This is a genomic window from Archangium violaceum (genome assembly GCF_016859125.1).
Taxonomy (GTDB): domain Bacteria; phylum Myxococcota; class Myxococcia; order Myxococcales; family Myxococcaceae; genus Archangium; species Archangium violaceum_A.
Map to the genome: position 1 here is coordinate 6,994,418 of NZ_CP069338.1, position 18,022 is coordinate 7,012,439.

General features: G+C 68.7%; 13 protein-coding genes and 1 pseudogene. 8 read left to right on the forward strand and 6 right to left on the reverse strand.

The window, feature by feature from the left end; translation table 11 throughout:
- Nucleotides 1-65: 65 nt before the first annotated feature.
- The 4 genes from JQX13_RS30020 (at nucleotide 66) to JQX13_RS30035 (ending at nucleotide 6,551) form a co-directional block, all read left to right on the forward strand.
- A complete protein-coding gene (locus tag JQX13_RS30020; RefSeq protein ID WP_203402910.1) occupies nucleotides 66-2,126 on the forward strand; it encodes a S46 family peptidase in 2,061 nt (686 codons plus the stop codon).
- A 97-nt stretch (nucleotides 2,127-2,223) separates the two neighbouring features.
- Complete coding sequence (locus tag JQX13_RS30025) at nucleotides 2,224-3,696, forward strand: hypothetical protein (protein WP_203402911.1); 1,473 nt, start codon at nucleotides 2,224-2,226, stop codon at nucleotides 3,694-3,696.
- Nucleotides 3,697-3,757: 61 nt separating this feature from the next.
- Entirely contained in the window at nucleotides 3,758-5,173 is a 1,416-nt protein-coding gene (locus tag JQX13_RS30030; protein WP_203402912.1) for a hypothetical protein, read from the forward strand.
- A 67-nt stretch (nucleotides 5,174-5,240) separates the two neighbouring features.
- Entirely contained in the window at nucleotides 5,241-6,551 is a 1,311-nt protein-coding gene (locus JQX13_RS30035) for a M18 family aminopeptidase (RefSeq protein ID WP_203402913.1), read from the forward strand.
- A 13-nt stretch (nucleotides 6,552-6,564) separates the two neighbouring features.
- On the opposite strand, the gene JQX13_RS30040 is transcribed toward JQX13_RS30035, so the two are convergent.
- A complete protein-coding gene (locus tag JQX13_RS30040) occupies nucleotides 6,565-7,245 on the reverse strand; it encodes a Crp/Fnr family transcriptional regulator (protein ID WP_203402914.1) in 681 nt (226 codons plus the stop codon).
- A gap of 390 nt (nucleotides 7,246-7,635) precedes the next feature.
- Between JQX13_RS30040 and JQX13_RS30045 the strand changes: the two genes are divergently transcribed.
- The 4 genes from JQX13_RS30045 (at nucleotide 7,636) to JQX13_RS30060 (ending at nucleotide 13,713) form a co-directional block, all read left to right on the forward strand.
- A complete protein-coding gene (locus JQX13_RS30045; protein ID WP_203402915.1) occupies nucleotides 7,636-9,633 on the forward strand; it encodes a protein kinase domain-containing protein in 1,998 nt (665 codons plus the stop codon).
- Between the two features lie 3 nt (nucleotides 9,634-9,636).
- The gene (locus tag JQX13_RS30050) at nucleotides 9,637-11,238 is read left to right on the forward strand and encodes an adenylate/guanylate cyclase domain-containing protein (protein WP_203402916.1); all 1,602 of its coding nucleotides are present in this window, start codon (nucleotides 9,637-9,639) and stop codon (nucleotides 11,236-11,238) included.
- Between the two features lie 139 nt (nucleotides 11,239-11,377).
- Nucleotides 11,378-12,610, forward strand: coding sequence for a cyclic nucleotide-binding domain-containing protein (locus JQX13_RS30055; protein WP_203402917.1), 1,233 nt, complete (start codon nucleotides 11,378-11,380; stop codon nucleotides 12,608-12,610).
- 83 nt (nucleotides 12,611-12,693) lie between these two features.
- Nucleotides 12,694-13,713, forward strand: a complete 1,020-nt coding sequence (locus tag JQX13_RS30060; protein ID WP_239013942.1) for an AbrB family transcriptional regulator — start codon at nucleotides 12,694-12,696, stop codon at nucleotides 13,711-13,713.
- Between the two features lie 24 nt (nucleotides 13,714-13,737).
- On the opposite strand, the gene JQX13_RS30065 is transcribed toward JQX13_RS30060, so the two are convergent.
- From JQX13_RS30065 to JQX13_RS30085, 5 genes and pseudogenes are all read right to left on the reverse strand, one after another.
- Entirely contained in the window at nucleotides 13,738-14,634 is an 897-nt protein-coding gene (locus tag JQX13_RS30065) for an alpha/beta fold hydrolase (protein ID WP_203402919.1), read from the reverse strand.
- Nucleotides 14,635-14,680: 46 nt separating this feature from the next.
- Nucleotides 14,681-14,797 (reverse strand): double-CXXCG motif protein, encoded by a 117-nt coding sequence (locus JQX13_RS30070; RefSeq protein ID WP_203402920.1) that lies wholly within the window; start codon nucleotides 14,795-14,797, stop codon nucleotides 14,681-14,683.
- Nucleotides 14,797-14,898 (reverse strand): annotated as a pseudogene (locus tag JQX13_RS56515) (SitA family polymorphic toxin lipoprotein); the annotation flags it as partial. The gene JQX13_RS30070 and the pseudogene JQX13_RS56515, both read right to left, overlap by 1 nt.
- A gap of 26 nt (nucleotides 14,899-14,924) precedes the next feature.
- A complete protein-coding gene (locus JQX13_RS30080; RefSeq protein WP_203402922.1) occupies nucleotides 14,925-16,859 on the reverse strand; it encodes an ATP-binding protein in 1,935 nt (644 codons plus the stop codon).
- 157 nt (nucleotides 16,860-17,016) lie between these two features.
- Nucleotides 17,017-18,009: a S1 family peptidase gene (locus tag JQX13_RS30085; RefSeq protein ID WP_203402923.1), complete on the reverse strand. Its 993-nt coding sequence runs from the start codon at nucleotides 18,007-18,009 to the stop codon at nucleotides 17,017-17,019.
- Between the last annotated feature and the right edge of the window lie 13 nt (nucleotides 18,010-18,022).

Sequence of the window (18,022 nt, forward strand, 5' to 3'; positions counted from 1 at the left end):
GTCTTTGACCCGGCTCTTCCCGTGGGGACCAATGCCGTGCGAAGTGCGCTCAAAGGAGACCGCGCATGACACGATTGCTCCCCGTCCTCTTCCTGCTCGCCGCCGGGTCCGCCCGTGCCGACGAAGGCATGTGGACCTTCAACAACTTCCCCTCCGAGCTGGTGAAGTCGCGCTACGGCTTCGCGCCCGACGCGGAATGGCTGAAGCGGGTCCAGCTCTCCGCGGCCCGCATCGCCGGGGGCTGCTCGGCCAGCTTCGTGTCCCCCAACGGGCTGGTGATGACCAACCACCACTGCGTCCGCGAGTGCGTGCAGCAGCTCTCCACGCCGCGGAGCGACCTCATCGTGAAGGGCTTCTCCGCCGCCACCGCGCAGCAGGAGCGGCAGTGTCCCGCCTTCGAGGTCAACCGACTGGTGGAGATCTCCGACGTCACCGAGCAGGTGACGAAGGCCACCCAGGGCAAGGAGGGCGCGGCCTTCCGCGACGCGCAGCGGGCGGAGTTCGCGCGGCTGGAGAAGACGTGCGCCACCGCTCCGGACATCCGCTGTGACGTGGTGACGCTGTACCAGGGCGGCATGTACAACCTCTACAAGTACCAGCGCTTCCAGGACGTGCGGCTGGTGTTCGCCCCCGAGGAGGCCATCGCCTTCTTCGGTGGGGATCCGGACAACTTCGAGTTCCCCCGCTACGACTACGACGTGGCCTTCGTGCGCGTGTACCAGGACGGCAAGCCGGCGAAGGTGGACAACTACCTCCGCTGGTCGGCCCGGGGCGCGCAGCCGGGAGAGCTGACCTTCGTGGCCGGGCACCCGGGTGGCACCTCGCGCCTGCTGACGGTGGCCCAGCTCCTCTACCAGCGCGACTACGCCCTGCCCGAACGGCTCTTCCAGCTGGCGCAGCTGCGCGGGATGCTCGACGAGTTCCAGCAGCGCGGCCCCGAGTACACCCGCATCTCCAACAACCTCAAGTTCGGTGTGGAGAACAGCTACAAGGCGCTGGTGGGCCGGCGCGAGGCGCTCGTGGACCGGGAGTTCTTCGCCAAGAAGGTCGCCGAGGAGCAGAAGCTGCGCGACTGGGTGAAGGCGGATCCCGAGCGGCAGAAGCGCTACGGCCAGGCCTGGGACAACATCGCCCGGGCCACGGACACGCTGCGCGACATGCGCCTGCGGCTGCGGTGGTTGGAGCAGGCCGCCGGGGCGGGCTCGGACCTCTTCAACTACGCGCGGGTGCTCGCCCGCTCGGCGCAGGAGCTGTCCAAGCCCAACGAGCAGCGGCTGGAGGAGTTCACCGAGGCGCGCAAGCCCGAGCTGGAGCAGCAGCTCTTCAGCCCGGCCCCCGTCTATCCGAAGCTCGAGGAGGCGATGCTCGGCTTCTACCTGACGAAGCTGCGCGAGGTGCTCGGGCCGGATGATCCGGTGGTGAAGAAGGCGCTGGGCAAGCAGTCTCCGCGGGCGCTCGCTCGCAAGTGGGTGGCTGGCACCCGCCTGGCCTCCCCCCAGGTTCGCCGCCAGCTCTACCAGGGCGGCGCGGCGGCCATCGGCGCCTCGAAGGATCCGATGCTGGAGTTCGTCCGCTCCATCGACGAGGAGGCTCGCGCCATCCGCGAGCGCTACGAGGAGGAGGTGGAGTCCGTCGCCGACAAGAATGGCGAGCTCATCGCCCGGGCCCGCTTCGAGGCCTTTGGCACCAGCACCTACCCGGATGCAACCTTCACGCTGCGTCTGTCCTTCGGGCAGGTGAAGGGCTACACGGAGGAGGGGCGGCAGGTGGAGCCCATCACCCGCATCGCCGGCCTCTACGAGCGCGCCACCGGTGAGGATCCCTTCCGTCTTCCCCCGAGCTGGCTCCAGGCCAAACCCCGGTTGGATCTCCAGACGCCGTTCAACTTCGTGAGCACCAACGACATCATCGGGGGCAACTCGGGCTCACCCATCTTCAACAAGGACGCGGAGATCGTCGGCATCGTCTTCGACGGCAACATCGGGTCCCTGGGGGGCGAGTACGGCTTCGACGAGTCCGTCAACCGCACCGTATCCGTCCACAGCGAGGGTATCCTCGAGGGCCTTCGCAAGGTCTACAACGCCCGCCGGCTCCTGGAGGAATTGGGGCAGGGTGGGGGCGAGTAGGATACGGCGCGAGAAAATCCGCTCGATTCCAGGCAGTATGTCCGCGCGGCTGAATCGTTCAGAGGTGTGCGGGCGACATGTCCTCAGGGAGGTATGGATGCGAGCGGCCATCTTCTTCTCGGTTCTCCTGATGGGGGGGCTGCTGGTGGGGTGTGCCTCGCGACAGGGTTCCTTCAGGTTGGAGACGCAGGAGGATGCCGTCTACGAGCACCCCCTGGAGGAGGTCTGGCCCGTGGTGCGGGACTGGTTCCGGGACAGGGGGTTCCGGTACCAGGAGGACGAGGCCCACTTCGTGTTGCAGACGCAGTGGCGCGAGGAGTTCGCCGGCTCGAGGGTTGCGGGCCACTGGCACCGCTACACCGTCATCGGCAAGAGGGAGTCGCCGTCGCGGAGCCAGGTGTGGGTCATCCGCACCAGCCGCGGCCCCCATGGAGCGCCCGTCAACGCGGCGAAGCAGCCGGACTGGGACATGGGCCGCGCTCCGGGTCCTGGCCCCGCGGGGTTGCCGGGAGAGGAGGTGCGCGTGGAGGAGATGGACGTGCGCGTGCCCTCCTTCGAGTCGCCCCTGCTCTTCGTCCCCGAGGAGTCCGTGACGAACGTCACCCTCCCCCTGCAATCGCCCGGCGTGACGGGCGAGTCCCTCCAGGGCGCGCGCGACTTCGTGATGGAGTGGACGATGAGGGATCGGATCGTCCCGGAGCTGGACGCGCGGAACAAGGGCGTGGAGGGGCCGACGCTGAGGGCGACGAAGCAGGAGCCGGGCGGCGGTTCCATCGAGTGTGGCCTGCCCATCATCGGGTTGGCCGGGCAGGCGCAGCGGGGCAGGGTGATGCTGCTGGGCGAGCTGCACGGCACGCGCGAGGTTCCCCGCTTCGTGGCGCTAGGGGCCTGCCAGGTCGCCACCCGGGGCATCCCGGTGACGGTGGGCCTGGAGATGCCGGTGGCGGACCAGGAGCGCGTGCGGCGCTTCATCGCGAGCGCGGGCACCGAGCACGATCATGCGTTGCTGATGGAGAGCCCCTTCTGGCGCAGCCCGTACCCGGACGGCCGCGGCAGTGAGGCGGTGGTGCGGTTGCTGGAGCAGTTGCGCTGGTTGCGCGCCCAGGGGTTGGACGTGCGGGCCTTCGTCTTCGATCACCCGGAGCTGCAGGGCGAGGCCCGCGAGGCGGCCATGGCCCGGACCATCCTCTCCGAGGTGGAGACCGGCGCCGAGCGCTTCTTCCTCGTCGTCACCGGCAACATCCATCCCCGTACCCAGCCCGGCGTGCCGTGGGATCTGGGCTACCGCCCCATGGGCTACATGCTCGCCCGCAAGCTGCCCTCCCTGCTGTCGTTGGACGTGGCCTTCGACAGCGGGACGGCGTGGATCTGCTTCGTGGGGAAGGGGGATTCCCTCGAGTGTGGTGAGCGGCCCACGAAGGGCAAGGACAACGGAGACCGGTACTTCGTCTCCCTCTTCGAGCGGCCAAGTGAGTCCGGCTTCCACGGTGTCTTCTACGTGGGGGCGGTGTCGGCCTCGCCTCCGGCGGTGCGTCATGGCGAGCACACCTCCGATGCCAATCCGATGTGAGAACAGGCGCTCGCGTCGTGGACCGCGGGCATCTCGCCGAGAACCCAGGAGGAAGCCCTGCATGAGACGGATGGCCTTCGGTTGTGTGTTGCTGCTGGTGGCGCTGTCGGGATGTACCTCTCGCTTCATCGACTTCGCCCCGGACGAGGAGGCCATCTACGAGCAGCCCATCGACGAGGTCTGGCCGATGGTGCGGACCTACTTCATCGAGAACGGCTTCACCTTCCGAGAGGTGCCGGGCGCGGCCTCGCTGGAGACGGAGTGGCGTCAGGAGTTCGCCGGCTCGAAGGTCGCGGCCTACTGGCACCGGTATCTGGTGAGCGCCAAACCCGAGGGGCCCCACCGCTGCAAGCTGGTCATCACCCGCACCTCCCGCAGCGTCAACAAGGCGCTGAAGGCCGCGGGCAGCGACCTGCTGTGGGGTGTGGATGGGCGAACCCTGGACAATCCCTCGGGCATGGGCAGCTCCATGGCCATGGACGCGGAGGCGCAGCAGTCGTGGGGCGACAACAACATCGTGGGTGAGTCCCAGCAGACCGCGCGCGACATGGTGCTCGAGTGGAAGGTGTTCCGGAGGGTTTCCCCGGTGCTCGCGAACAACGCGAGGAAGTCCAGCGCGACGCCCGACGTGGTGGTGCTGAAGGACACCAGCATCGAGTGTGGCCTGCCCATCCTGGGCCTGGGCAAGCTGGCGCGTCCGGGCAACGTGGTGTTGCTGGGTGAGCTGCACGGCACGCAGGAGGTGCCGCACTTCATCGCCCAGAGCGCGTGCCAGGCGGCCACCCAGGGCATCCCCGTGACGGTGGGCCTGGAGGTGCCGGACGCCAACCAGGCGCGGCTCGAGACCTTCCTGGCCAGTGAGGGCAAGGAGGATGACTGGGCGAAGCTGATGGAGAGCCCCTTCTGGCGCAGCCCGTACCCGGATGGTCGCAACAGCGAGGGCGTGGTCTACCTCATCGAGGCCCTGCGCAAGCTGCGCAGCCAGGGGTTGGACGTGAAGATCTTCGCCTATGATCGTCCGCCGCTCGAGGGTGACGCGCGCGAGGAGGCCATGGCCCGGAAGGTGATGGAAGTGGCCGGCCAGTCCCAGAAGCGGGCCCTGCTGGTGGTGAGCGGCAACCTCCACCCGCGTCAGGTGAAGGGGCTTCCGTGGAACCCGGACTACCGCCCCATGGGCCATCGTCTCGCGAGCCTGCTGCCGAACGTGTTCTCGCTGGACGTGGCCTACAACAGCGGCTCGGCGTGGATCTGCGCCCTGAACAAGGAGCAGACGCTGGACTGCGGCGTGAAGCCGGCCAAGGGCCAGGACAACGGGGACCGCTACTTCGTGCAGCTGTTCGACGGCAAGAATGCCCAGGGCTATCACGGCATCTTCTACGTGGGCGCGGTGTCGGCCTCGTTGCCGGCCGTGCAACACGGCGTGGAGCCCGCGGGCGGCGCGCAGGCCACCATTCCGTCGGCCGAGCCCTCGCCGTAGCCCCTACCCGGCACCTCCCCCGCCTTTCCTGTGGCGGGGCCCGGCGGCGGCGCTAGCCTGGGGGGGAATGACTCCCGATATCGACGCCGCCGCCAACGATCTGTTGGCCTACATCGACGCCTCGCCCACGCCCTATCACGCGGTGCGCGAGAGCATCCGCCGACTGACTGCCCAGGGCTACCGCGCCCTCGACGAGCGCGAGCCCTGGGATTTGAAACCCGGAGACAAGGTGTACGTCACCCGGGGAGACACCAGCATCGCCGCCTTCCATATCGGCACCACGCCGGTGGACCGCGCTGGCTTCCGGCTGGTGGGCGCCCACACGGACTCGCCCAACCTGCGCCTCAAGCCCAACGCCGCGGTGCAGCGCTCCGGCTATCACCAGCTCGGCGTGGAGGTGTACGGCGGCGTCCTGTTCAGCACCTGGATGGATCGGGACCTGTCGCTCGCCGGCCGCGTGGTGACGGCGAAGGAGGGGCGTCTCTCGCACCACCTGCTGGACTTCCGCCGTCCGCTGTTGCGCATCCCCAACCTCGCCATCCACCTCAACCGCTCCGTCAACACCGAAGGCCTCAAGCTCAATGCCCAGGAGCACCTGGTGCCGGTGCTCGCCCTGGAGCGCTCGGGGGCGGTGGACCTCAAGGCGATGCTCGTCGAGGAGCTGGCCCGCGGCGGGACGCGCGTGGAGCCGGGTGACATCCTCGGGTTCGATCTGTGCCTCCATGACACCCAGCCCTCCATCCGCTCCGGCGCCTTCGGGGAGTTCCTCCACGCGCCGCGCCTGGACAACCTGGCCAGCAGCCACTCCGGCCTGTCCGCGCTGTTGGCCATGAGCGGGCCGCGCGAGGCCACCTGTGGCGTCGTCCTGTACGACCACGAGGAGTGCGGCAGCGTCAGTGCCCAGGGCGCCGCCTCGCCCTTCCTGCGCGACCTGCTGGAGCGCATCACCCTGGCGCACTCGGACGGGCGGCGGGACGCGCTCCACCGGGCCATCCGCCACTCCTTCCTGGTGTCGGCGGACATGGCGCACGCGGTGCATCCCAACTACGCGTCCATGCACGAGCCCAAGCACCAGCCCTTCCTGGGGGCGGGCCCGGTCATCAAGTCCAACGTCAACCAGTCCTACGCCACCGATGGCGAGAGCTGGGCCTGGTTCGCCCTCTGCTGCCGGGAGGTGGGGGTGACGCCGCAGAACTTCGTCACCCGGACGGACCTGGGCTGCGGCAGCACCATTGGCCCCATCAGCGCGGGCGAGCTGGGCATCCGCACCGTGGACGTGGGCAGCCCCATGCTCTCCATGCACTCCATCCGCGAGATGGCCGCCGCGGCGGACGTGGCGGCGATGATCTCCGTGCTGCGCAACTTCTTCGTGCGTTGAGCGCTGGCGCCCCTCAATCCGCGTTCATGCGCAGGTTGTCGGGCTCCAGCAGCGTGATGCGCCCCTCTTCGTAGGAGAGCAGCCCCTCGCGAGCGTAGAAGCGCAGCCACCGGTTGGTGCTCTCGCGGGTGAGCCCGGCCAGGTTGGCCAGCTCGGTCTGGGTGAGGCGGGAGGCGATGGCCACCCCCTCGGTGCCGGGCTCCCCCTGGGTCTGGGCCAGGTCCAGCAGGACGCGCGCCAGCCGGGCGCGTGCATCCAGGAAGCTGGAGTCGTGAACCGTCCGGGTGACGCGCCTCACCAGGCGGCTCAGACTGGCCAGCAGGACGGGGACCACCTGGGGCCTCTCCTGCAGGAACTTGTGCAGCTCCTCGCGGCGCAGGCTCAGCAGGTGCGTCTCCTCGCGGGCCACCGCGTCCGTCGAGCGGGGCGCGTCGTCCAACAGCGCGAGCTCCCCGAAGGCGTCCCCCCGCCGCAGCAGCGCGAGGGAGACCTCCTTGCCCTCAGGCGTGCTGAGGCGGATGGTCACCTCGCCGTCATGGATGATGTAGAGAGCCGTTCCCACGTCTCCCTGATGGAAGATGACCCCTCCCCGGTCGTAGCGCCGGGTCTGCAGGCGCGCGGAGAGCCTCTCCAGGTCGTCGGACCCGAGGGTCGAGAAGAGAGGCACCTGCGCGAGGAGCTCCGAATGGGACATGGCTCGTTGCCCTCCCCGTTGGGTGATGCCGGACAAGACTCCATCTTGCACGGAGCGGGGGATTCGGACCAGCGCGGGGCGGGCGAACGCCCGGTCGCTTGCGGTTGAAAGGGCGCCAACGGGTGCTGGGACTACAATTGGTTTCGCTCGTGGTACGGGTTCCGTGACGTGTTCATGACAGGCCCCTGCTCTCCGGGGAGGGGTAGTCCCCGCCCCCGTCGGCTGCCCGTCGTCCAGCCCCTCTCCCGTACGCTGGCGGTGGACGAGGTCGCTCTACACCCATCCAGCAATTGTGCCATCATGCTCCACTCAGGAAAGCACGGGGGCAAGGGAGCTCATCCTCTCCTTCCGTGCTGTAGAGACCTGGTCATCGTCTTGGGTGGATCGCTCATGTCCGTACGCCGGATTGGCAGCAGGTACGTGTTGGAGCGCAAGGTCGCGGGTGGCGGCATGGGCGCCATCTGGGTGGCGCTCGACTCTCAGCTGCAGCGGCGGGTGGCTCTCAAATTGATGGCGCCCGAGCGCATCGCTTCTTCCTCCGCGCGCTACCAGTTCGAGCAGGAGGCGAAGGCCGTTGCCCAACTGCGCAACCCGCATGTGGTGCAGATCCACGATTACGGTGTCGACGAGGACACGCCGTACATCGTGATGGAGCTGCTCGAGGGAGAGGATCTCGAGACGCGGCTCGAGCGGTTGGGCCGGCTCTCTCCCGTCGTGGTTTCCTCGCTGCTCAATCAGGTGGCCCGGGCCCTGGCCGCCGCGCATGCCTCCAACATCATCCACAGGGATCTCAAGCCGGCGAATCTCTTCCTTGCCCGGGTGGATGGGCAGGAAGTGGTGAAGGTGCTCGACTTCGGGCTGGCCCGGCTGATGGACGGCGGGAGCGCGGCCTCCACCGAGCAGCCCGGCAGGGTGATGGGCACCCCGCGCTACATGAGCCCCGAGCAGATGCGGGGGGATGTCCGGATCGATCACCGCACCGATGTCTGGTCGCTCGCGGTGGTGGCCTACCGTGCCCTGACCGGGCGCTTTCCCTTCTCCGCGGACGCCCTGGGCGAGCTGAGCCGGAACGGTGGCGCGTTGGCCGAAGCGCCCTCCCTCCTCGTTCCCGAGCTGAGTCAGGGCGTGGATGCCTTCTTCACGCGCGCCCTGGCGGTGGACCCCGCGGACCGCTTCCAGTCCGCGCGGGAGCTGGCCTCTGCCTTCGCCGCGTTGGTGGAGTCCTGTCGCCCCACCCAGGCCTCGAAGATCCTGGTCATCGACGACGAGCCGGACGTGCAGCTGCTGATGAAGCAGCGCTTCCGCAAGCAGCTCCGCGAAAGGGTCTACGAGTTCATCTTCGCAAGCGACGGCGAGGACGCGCTGGAGAAGCTGCGCCAGCACCCCGATACCGATGTCGTGTTGTCCGACATCAACATGCCGCGGATGGACGGGCTCACGTTCCTCGCCCGGGTCGGTGAGGTGAACCCGCTCGTCAAGGTCATCATGGTCTCCGCCTACAGCGACATGAGCAACATCCGGGTGGCCATGAACCGCGGGGCCTTCGACTTCCTCGTCAAGCCGATCGACTTCCAGGATCTCGAAGCCACCCTCACCAAGGCGCTCAAGCAGGTGACGGAGTTGCGCCAGATGGTGCGCTCCACCGAGGAGAACCACCTGCTGCGGATGTTCGTGAACGGCGGCATCCTCGATCGGGCGTTGCCGCTGATGCGCGGCCCGGACGTGGTGGACGGGGAGCGGGTGGAGGCCACGGTGGCCTTCGTCGATCTGAAGGACTTCACTCCGGTCACGACGCAGGATCAGCCCGAGGCGGTCATCCGCCGGTTGAACGCCAACTTCGAGGTCATCGTTCCCGAGTTGCTCTCCCGGGGCGGCGTGGTGGACAAGTTCGTCGGGGACGCGGTGATGGCCGTGTTCCGGGGCCCGGGGCACCTGAGCCGGGGGTTGGAGGCCTGTCTGGCGGCGAGGCAGCAGATTCGGGCCATGGCCTTCCGGTATGGGGAGGCCTCCCCGTATGTTCATGGCGTGAGCATCGGGCTGGATTCGGGCGAGCTCATCCGCGGCAGCATCGGCGCGAAGGGCCTGGGCCGTCTGGACTACACGGTACTCGGGGCGACGGTGAACACCGCGGCCCGGCTGACCGTGATGGCGGAGAGGGATCAGATCCTCATCGGGGACCATCTCCGCCTGCGGTTGGAGGGGGGCTTCGAGTACAGGGAGCTCGGGTCGCGGTGTCTGCCCGGCTCCACGCAGGCGCTGGCCGTCCTCGAGCTCCTGTCCCGCCGGGAGGAGCGGGTGTCCAGCTCCGACCAGACCGCTTCCATGGAGGCCAGCGCGCCACGGCACTCATCCGTTCCGCCCGTGCTCGCGGCCTCGAAGATGGAGTAGCCCATGCAGCTCATCATGAACCCGGGCCTGCTGGACGAGCAGGTCTTCGATCTCCCCGAGGGGCCCGTGACGATCGGCCGCACGGAGGAGAGCAGCATCTGCGTGCTTCACAAGAGCCTGTCGCGGAGACACGCGCGGCTCGAACGTGTCGGCGAGCGGATCGTGCTGTTGGACCTGAACAGCAAGAACGGGACGTTCGTCAACGAGCTCCGGATCGACCGCCATGAGTTGAAGGGGGGCGAGTCCTTCCGGTGTGGTGAGGTGCGCTTCAAGCTGGTGAACACCGCCCGCGAGCTGCCGCTGGATCTGTCACCGACCCAGGTGCAGTCGCTCCAGACGCGGTTCTCTCCCGGCTCGATGGACGAGCTGTTGTCGCGGCACTCCGAGTCCAGGGACAACTCCGCCCTCAAGGTGCGGCAGGCGGGCGAGGAGAGTCAGGCGGAAGAGAAGCTCCAGGTGTTGCTCAAGGTGAGCCAGCTGCTCTCCTCGCCCGGTTCCATCGAGGCGCTGCTGGAGCGCATCCTGGACCTCGTCTTCCAGATCATGGAGGTGGATCGCGCCGCCATCCTGTTGGTGGATCCCTCCTCCGGGAGGCTGAGCCCTCGGGTGGCGAGGTTCTCCACGGGCGAGTCCCCCTCCGGCCCGTTCTACAGCCAGCGCATCGTCGACTACGTGCGCACCCGGAGCGTGGCGGCGCTCTTCTCCGATGCCCGGGTGGATCCCCGCCTGGACGACGCCGCCTCGGTGGTGCTGCAGTCCATCCAGGCGTCGATGTGCGCACCGCTCAAGCCCCGGGACGAGGTGCTGGGGGTGCTCTACGTGGACAACCTCACCCGGCCCAACGGCTTCAATCAGGAGGACCTGGAGTTCCTCACGGCCTTCGCCAACCAGGCGGCGATCGCGCTCGACAACTCGCTCCTCTCGCAGCGGCTGAAGGAAGAGGCCGTGCTGCGCAATGCCTACCTTCGCTTCTTCCCTCCGGCCACGCTCAAGAAGCTGCAGATGGCGAAGGGCGGCCCCCTGGAGACCATCGAGACGGAGGTCACCGTCCTCTTCTCCGACATCAGTGGCTTCACCGCGCTCTCCTCCACGCTCGAGCCCCGTCAGGTGGTGGATCTGCTCAATGACTACTTCCCGGTGATGGCGGAGATCGTCTTCAGGTACGAGGGGACGTTGGAGAAGTACATCGGCGACGCGCTGATGGCGGTGTGGGGCGCGCCGTTCTCGCACCCCGACGACGCGGACCGGGCCGTGCGGGCCGCGGTGGAGATGCAGCGGGCGCTCGCCGAGCTGAACGCGCGCTGGAAGGCCCAGGGCCGGCCCGAACTGAAGATCCACGTGGGCCTGAACACGGGGAGGGTGGCGGCCGGGAACATTGGCTCCGAGCAGTACCTGCAGTACGCCACCATTGGCGACGCGACCAACGTCGCCAGTCGGGTGTGCTCCGTCGCCAAGGACGGGGAGATCTGCATGACCGACGCCACCTTCGAGCGCTGGCGGGATAGGGCCTGGCCCACGAGCCCGCTGCCTCCCACGGAGGTGAAGGGCAAGCAGGAGGCCCTGACGCTCTACCGGCTGGAGTGGCGCGAGCCGCTCGTGAAGTGAGCCGGACCCTGTGATGGACCTCACTCCAGGGGCGTCAACCGCATCACACCCCTGGGCGTGACTACCGTGAGAGAAACGGAATGCAGGCGGGATGAGAGACCCGGGGACGACCCGAGGAGCCCGCATGGGGAGTCATGCCATGAGTGAGACGCTTCGCGAGCACAAGGACAAGGCCGCTCAACTCTTCGCCAGTGGAAGGTTGGAGGAGGCACTCTCCGAGTACGAGATCGTGGCGCATTCCGCTCCGGAGGATCTGGGCAGCCGCCAGAAGGTGGCCGAGCTGCTCCAGCGGCTGGGGCGCAAGAAGGAAGCCGTCGAGACGTACGAGTCGGTGGCCATGGCCTGGGCGCGTCAGGGCTGGTTGCTGCGCGCCATCGCGCTGTGCAAGGTCATCCTCCAGCTCGACTCGAGCCACGGCCGGACGCAGCGGATGCTGGCGGAGCTCTACGCGCGCCACAGGGCGCCCGCGCCCCGGTTGACTCCCGCCCCGGTCTCCGTGGCGCCCGCGCCGCCCCCGCCGCCCGCGCCGCGCGACACCCTGCCGCGCATCCCGCTCTTCTCGCAGCTGGACGAGGCGGCCTTCGTGGCGGTGCTCGAGGAGCTGGCGATGAGGAGCTTCGAGCCAGGGGCCTCCATCGTCCTGGAGGGGGAGCAGGGCAGCTCCATGTTCGCCCTCGTGGAAGGGCGCGTGGACGTGGTGCGCCAGCTGGAGGGCGGCATCCGGCGCAAGGTGGCCTCCGTGGGGGAGGGGGAGTTCTTCGGGGAGATGGCCCTCCTGTCCGAGGGGCCGAGGCTGGCGAGCGTGGTGGCCACCGAGCGCACCGTGGCGCTGGAGCTGACGCGGGCGCAGGTGGAGCGGCTCGTGCAGCGCCACCCCTCCGTGGGTCAGGTGCTGCGGTCCTTCCACGAGGAGCGGCTGCTGGCCAACGTGCTGCGCGGCAACCCGCTCCTCTCCGCGCTCACCCCCGCGCAGCGCGAGGCCGCGGCCCACGCCTTCCAACTCCATACGGTGCCCGCCGGGCAGCCCCTGCTCGTCCAGGGACAGCCGGGAGAGGCCCTGTATCTGCTTCTCCGGGGCCGGTGCCGGGTGGTTCACCAGCACCCGGATGGGCGTGAGAGCGCCTACCCCGTCCTTCGTGAGGGAGACCTGTTCGGCGAGCTCTCCGTGCTGCTCGGCCTGCCCGCCACCGCCTCCGTGTACGCGGACACGCCCTGCACACTGCTCCGGTTGGAGCGTCAGGCCGTCGAGCGTCACATCCTCGTCCAGCCCGGGGTGCGCGAGGCGCTGTCGCGGTTGAGCTCCGCGCGTCTCCAGCGCACGGCCCGGCTCCTCTCCGGACACGAGTTGTTCGAGGGCGACCAGCGCGTCTGAGATGCGCTACCTTCCGCCGCCTGATGGGGAAGGACTCGAGACCCGATGGACGGTCGCGCTCCCGTGTGTGGGCGGTGACGGGAGTGACCCTGGTTGGCGCGGCCCTGGGTGAATGGGCCCATGTGCCCGCCGGTGCGCTCCTCGGCGGCATGCTGGTGTCGCTCGTGGCCGCCCTCTCCCTGTCGGTACACGTCCCCGTGCCCCGTTTCCTGTTGCTGGGCGCGCAGGCCGTGCTGGGCGCGGCCCTCTGCTCCTCCTTCCAACCCTCCGCGTGGAGCGCGCTCGCCGAGCACTGGCTCGTCGCGCTCATCAACGTGGTGGGCGTGGTGGCCATTGGCCAGGGGGTGGCGTTCGCCTTCAGCTGGTTGGGGGGGGTGGACGTCCGTACCGCCACCATCGGCCTGATGCCAGGAGGCGCCTCGGCCATGATGGTCCTGAGCGAGGAGCTCGGCGCGGACACGCGCCTGGTGGCGCTCTTCCAGTACCTGCGCCTGGGTGTGGTCATCCTCGTGGCGGCGGCGGTGGGTCGGTGGATGGGCCATGGGCCGGAGACGCAGGTGGCCACCGCCGCGGCGCTGCCGGGTGCTCCGTCGCCCGTGATGGCGTGGGGCACGACGGCCCTCGTCGCCGTGGTCGGCGGAGCGGTGGGGACGTGGTTGAAGCTGCCCGCTGGCGGCTTCCTGGGGCCGCTCCTGTTGGGGATTCCCTTCTCGGCCCTGGGCTTTCCCGTGGGCGCGTGGCCTCCGGGCGTGCTGTTCGTATCGCTGTGGGTGCTCGGGGTGCGCGTGGGGAGCCACTTCGACGAAGCGGCCGTGCACGAGCTGAAGCGCGTGGCGCTCGGCGCCCTGGGGGCCGTGGTGGCCATGGTGGGCGGGTGTCTGCTGCTCGCCTGGTTCTGGTCCTCCGTGGGCGGGGTGGATCTGCTCACCACCTACTTCGCCACCTCCCCCGGGGGAGCCGACTCGGTGCTCGCCATCGCCCTCGAGACCCGGGCCAGCCTCTCCCTGGTGGTGGCCGTGCAGGTGGGGCGACTCCTGCTCGTCTTCCTCGTCGCCCCCATGCTCATGCGCCGCCTGTCCGCGCGGCACGCAGGGCTCCGCTGATGGTCGTTGAGATGAACGAAGGACTCAGGCTTTCGCGCTCGTGTGCGCGAGGATCGCCCGAGCGATCTCCCCGAACAGCGGGCGGGGGAGATCGTGACCCATTCCTTCCAACATGAGCAGCCTGGCTCCAGGGATGCGCTCCGCCGCGGCGATTCCATGCGCGGGGGGGAACATCGGGTCATCCGTCCCGTGGATGACGAGCGTGGGGACGCGCAGGTTCTTCAGCGCCTCGGCCTGCTCACGTGTGGGTGATGGCACGAGCCCGTGGTTCGCCGAGGCCGCCGGGTTGCGTGCACGGTGGAATATCCGTTCCACCGTGCGCCGACACTCCTGCTCGTCGAAGGGGGCCACGCTTCCGGACATGGCCCGAGCCACCTTCACCTGGTAGTCGATGGCCTCCTGGAGGTTTCCAGGTGGGTTGGTGGCCGCCGACATGAACACCTCGATCGCGCGTGGGGCGGGCGGTGGCAGTGCCTCTGTCGTTGCCTGACCTTGGAAGGCTTGCGCGAAGGTCTCCACGACCCCGGTCCGCAGCGGCGTGGACATCATCACCGTCAGGGAGAGTACGCGCTCGGGGTGGAGGATGCCGATGAGCTGGCAGATCATCCCGCCCAGTGATGCACCCACCAGGTGGGCCGCGGCGATTCCATACGCATCGAGCACGCCCAGCGCGTCCTTGGCCAGATCCGCCAGCGTGTAGGGGTTCTTCTGGAAGTCGAAGCTGGTCGACTGGCCGGTATCCCGGTGGTCGTAGCGAATGACGTAGTGCCCTCCGGCGACCAGCAGGTCGATGAGTTCCTCGGGCCAGAGAATGCCCTGGGCCGATGCGCCCATTACCAGCAGGAACGGTGGGTTCCCGGGCTCGCCAAAGCTCTCGGTCCACAGCTCGATACCATTGGACTTCACCATCCGTTCCGCCATGCGACTTCCCCCTTCCAAGGTGCCGGTGGCTGTGCCCACCAACGGATCAAACAGCCCTGCATTCAGGACAGCGAAGCCCGGGAAGGCCACCCCACTTGTGCCTGGCGCTGAGATTGCCAGTGTACTTCGATTCTCTTGGCGCTCGCAGCTCGTAGAGCCTCATCACTTCACTCTTCCTCCTCGATGGTACGGCACGATGGGTCCCGTCAGCTCGAAGCGGAAAATGAGCTCCCCTGCGTGGCGGTAGATTTCCTCGGGTGATGCACTGCAACCCGCGCGTCCGTGTTGTGTCAACCGCGGGCGGCGAGCACCTCGCGTGTCACCGCCAGCAGTGCGCGCGCGTTGAAGGGTTTCTCCACCCGGCGGTTGGGTACCCGCTCCAGGAAGGTCTTCGCCTGTGGTGTGAAGGCTCCTCCCGTGAGGAAGATGATCCGGCCAATCAGATCCGGCCTCAGCCGCTGCAGCGCCGCGTGGAAGTCCATCCCGCTCATTCGCGGCATCATCAAGTCACACAGGATGAGATCGAAGTGCGCTCCCGCCTCCAGCTGCGGCAGCGCCTCGGCCGCCAGCGTGGTGAGCACCACGTCGTGGTGGGGCCTCAGAATCCGCTCCAGCGCAGAGCACAGCATCGGCTCGTCGTCGATGACCAGCACGCGGCCCCTCGGTCCCTCGGTGACGAGCGTGGGTTGCGGCTCCGGCGCGGGCGGTTCCTCCGCTGTGGTGGCCGACGGCAGCAGCACCTGGAAGGTCGAGCCCCGCCCCAGGTCACTTTGGACGTGCAGCTCCCCGCCCATGGCGGTGACGAGGTTGTGGCAGATGGACAGGCCCAGCCCCGTCCCCACTCCCGGCGGCTTGGTGGTGAAGAAGGGATCGAAGATGCGGCCCAGCAGCTCGGGCGCGATGCCCATTCCCGTATCCGATACCTCCACCGCCACCTGCCCGGGCCCGGCCCTGCGCGTGGTGACGCGGATTTCATGGTGCTCCGCGTCACCATCGGAGGGGATGGCCTGGGCGGCGTTGACCAGCAGGTTGAGGAACACCTGCCCCAGACGTGAGTCGTTGCCTCGCACCAGGGACACGTCCTCCCCGTACTCCTTCACCAGCCGGGCGCGGTGGCGGATCTCCCCGGACGCCAGGTTGATCGTGGAGTCCAGTACCTTCCTCACGTCCACCGGCCGGACGGACTCCTGCGTCTCGCGGGAGAAAGTCTTGAGGTCCCCGACGATCGTCTGCACCCGGTCCGCGCCATGCAGCGCCTCGCCGAGCGCGAGGCACACCGATTTCAGCGGACCCGACGGAGGCAGTCCATCCGCCGGCTCCTTGGGCCAGCGCTCCAGCTGGCGGACCAGCTCCTCGTGCGCGTAGCCGAGGTTCGCCATGACGTAGGCCAGTGGGTTGTTGATCTCATGCGCCACGCCCGCGGCCAGCGTGCCCACCGAGGCCATCCGGTCCGCCAGCAGCAGCCTGTCCTGCAGCTGCTTGCGCTCGGTGAGGTCCGCGAACATGGTCACGATGTGGGGCATGCCCGCGAACTCGGCGAGGCCCGCGAACATGAGCACGTGGCGCAGCTCGCCACCCTTCGTGCGCACCCGCGACTCCACCCCGCGCAGCACGCCGTGCTGCCGGAAGAGCGCCGCCAGTCGATCGGGCTCCACGGGGCTCTCCCACAGGTTCAGCTCGACCGGGGTGCGCCAGAGCAGCTCCTCGCGGGAGTAGCCGATCAACCGTGTGCAGGCATCGTTCACCTCGACGAAAGCGTCACCCTCGCGCGTGGTGATGCAGGTGGGCACCGGGCTCTCCCGCAGCAGGATCGTCCCCAGTCCGTCCAGCGTGAGGTTCGCCGGCGGAGTCTCTGGCCGTCGCGTCGACCTGCGCTCGGCCAGGCGCAGCCGCAGCGTGGCCGCGGTCTCGTCCAGGGGCAGCAGCAGGAAGTCATCCGCTCCGGACTCGAGCACGGGCCCCATCCGCTCCATCTGTTCGGGGCGGGCCACCAGGAGGAGGGTGGCCCGTGTTCCGCTCGGACTGGCCCGGAGCGCGCGCACGAGCACGACGCGCTCTCCCTCATCGTCCATTCCCACCAGCACGAGCGGGTAGGGGGACAGGTGGAAGGCCGTGATGGCCGCTTCGTCGTCTCCTGCCCGCGTCGGGGTCATTCCGAGCTGCCGGAGCAGGAACTCCACGGGCGATAGATCGATGCTCCCGGATGGAACCAACAGGGCCCGCATGTGCGCCTCGAGGGGGTGCCGTGTGACGACCCTGTTTTACTACGGGCAGGCACGAGCCCCGACGGTGGGGGCCTCCTCGCGGGCTCTTCCGGGTGCGGCTGTTGTTCGGGGAGTCATGGAATCCATGATTTCCATGTGGGACTTCCGAGGTGCAACCTCACTGGAGATAGGACTTGGGGGCAGACATGCGCGCGAAGGCGGCCTGGGCCTGGAGCCAGCGGTCGATGACGTGGAGCAGGCCGTCGAAGGTGTCGCGCAGCGCCCAGGCGCACGAGTCCGCGTTGTCGAGCCGTGCGCAGCGCTGGAGCCCCTCGCGCAGGGCGAGCTGGGCGCCCGGGCAGTCCGAGCGCTCCTTCAGCAGACGCTCGGCCGTGCGCTCGTAGAGGCGGTAACAGGCCTCGGGGTCTCCACGATTGTAGGCGGGGGCTCCGAGCTGGATGGCCTGCATGATGGCGAGGGCGATCTCCTCGACCCCATCCGTGGCGCACCCCTCCAGCAGCGAGAGCGGATGCGAGGGCACCTGCCGCTCGCGGGAGGCGGCGGGCCTGGCCACGGCGAGCGTGGAGAGCGGCTGCGTCCCGGGCCGATCCAGCAGGGGCACCACGTAGCGCGAGGGGATGACGATGGTGACCGGACGCCCGTCGGCGAAGGCGCACGTGGCCACGCCCACGAGCTCGCCCCTGGCATCCATCACCGGACTGCCCGAGGCATCCTCCGGCAGCGAGGCCTCCAGCTCGAGGAAGGTGAGGGACTCGTCGAGCACCTGCACGGCATGGACGCGCGTCTCCATCAATCCCAGCATGCCCCCGCCGGCCGGCAGCAGGATGAAGAGCGCATCACCCTCGCCCGGGCTCGCTCCGCCATCGAACCGCAGGGCCTCCACGTCGTGCGTGGGCAGCTTCAACACGGCCAGGTCCCGCTTCTCGTCGAGGGCGACCACCTGCTCCACCTGGAGGAGCTGCTCGTCGGCGAGCAGGACGTGGATCTCCTCGGCGCCCGCCACCACGTGCAGATTGGTGACGAGCAGACCGTGGGGCGCGGCGACGAAGCCGACGCCCTGTCGGCTCGGCATCTCCAGGATGGCGAGGGAGGGGGCTGCCCGGGCGGCGACCGCACGAGCGGTGGAGAGATCGGTGTCGACGGTCAACATGGGGGGTCTCCTG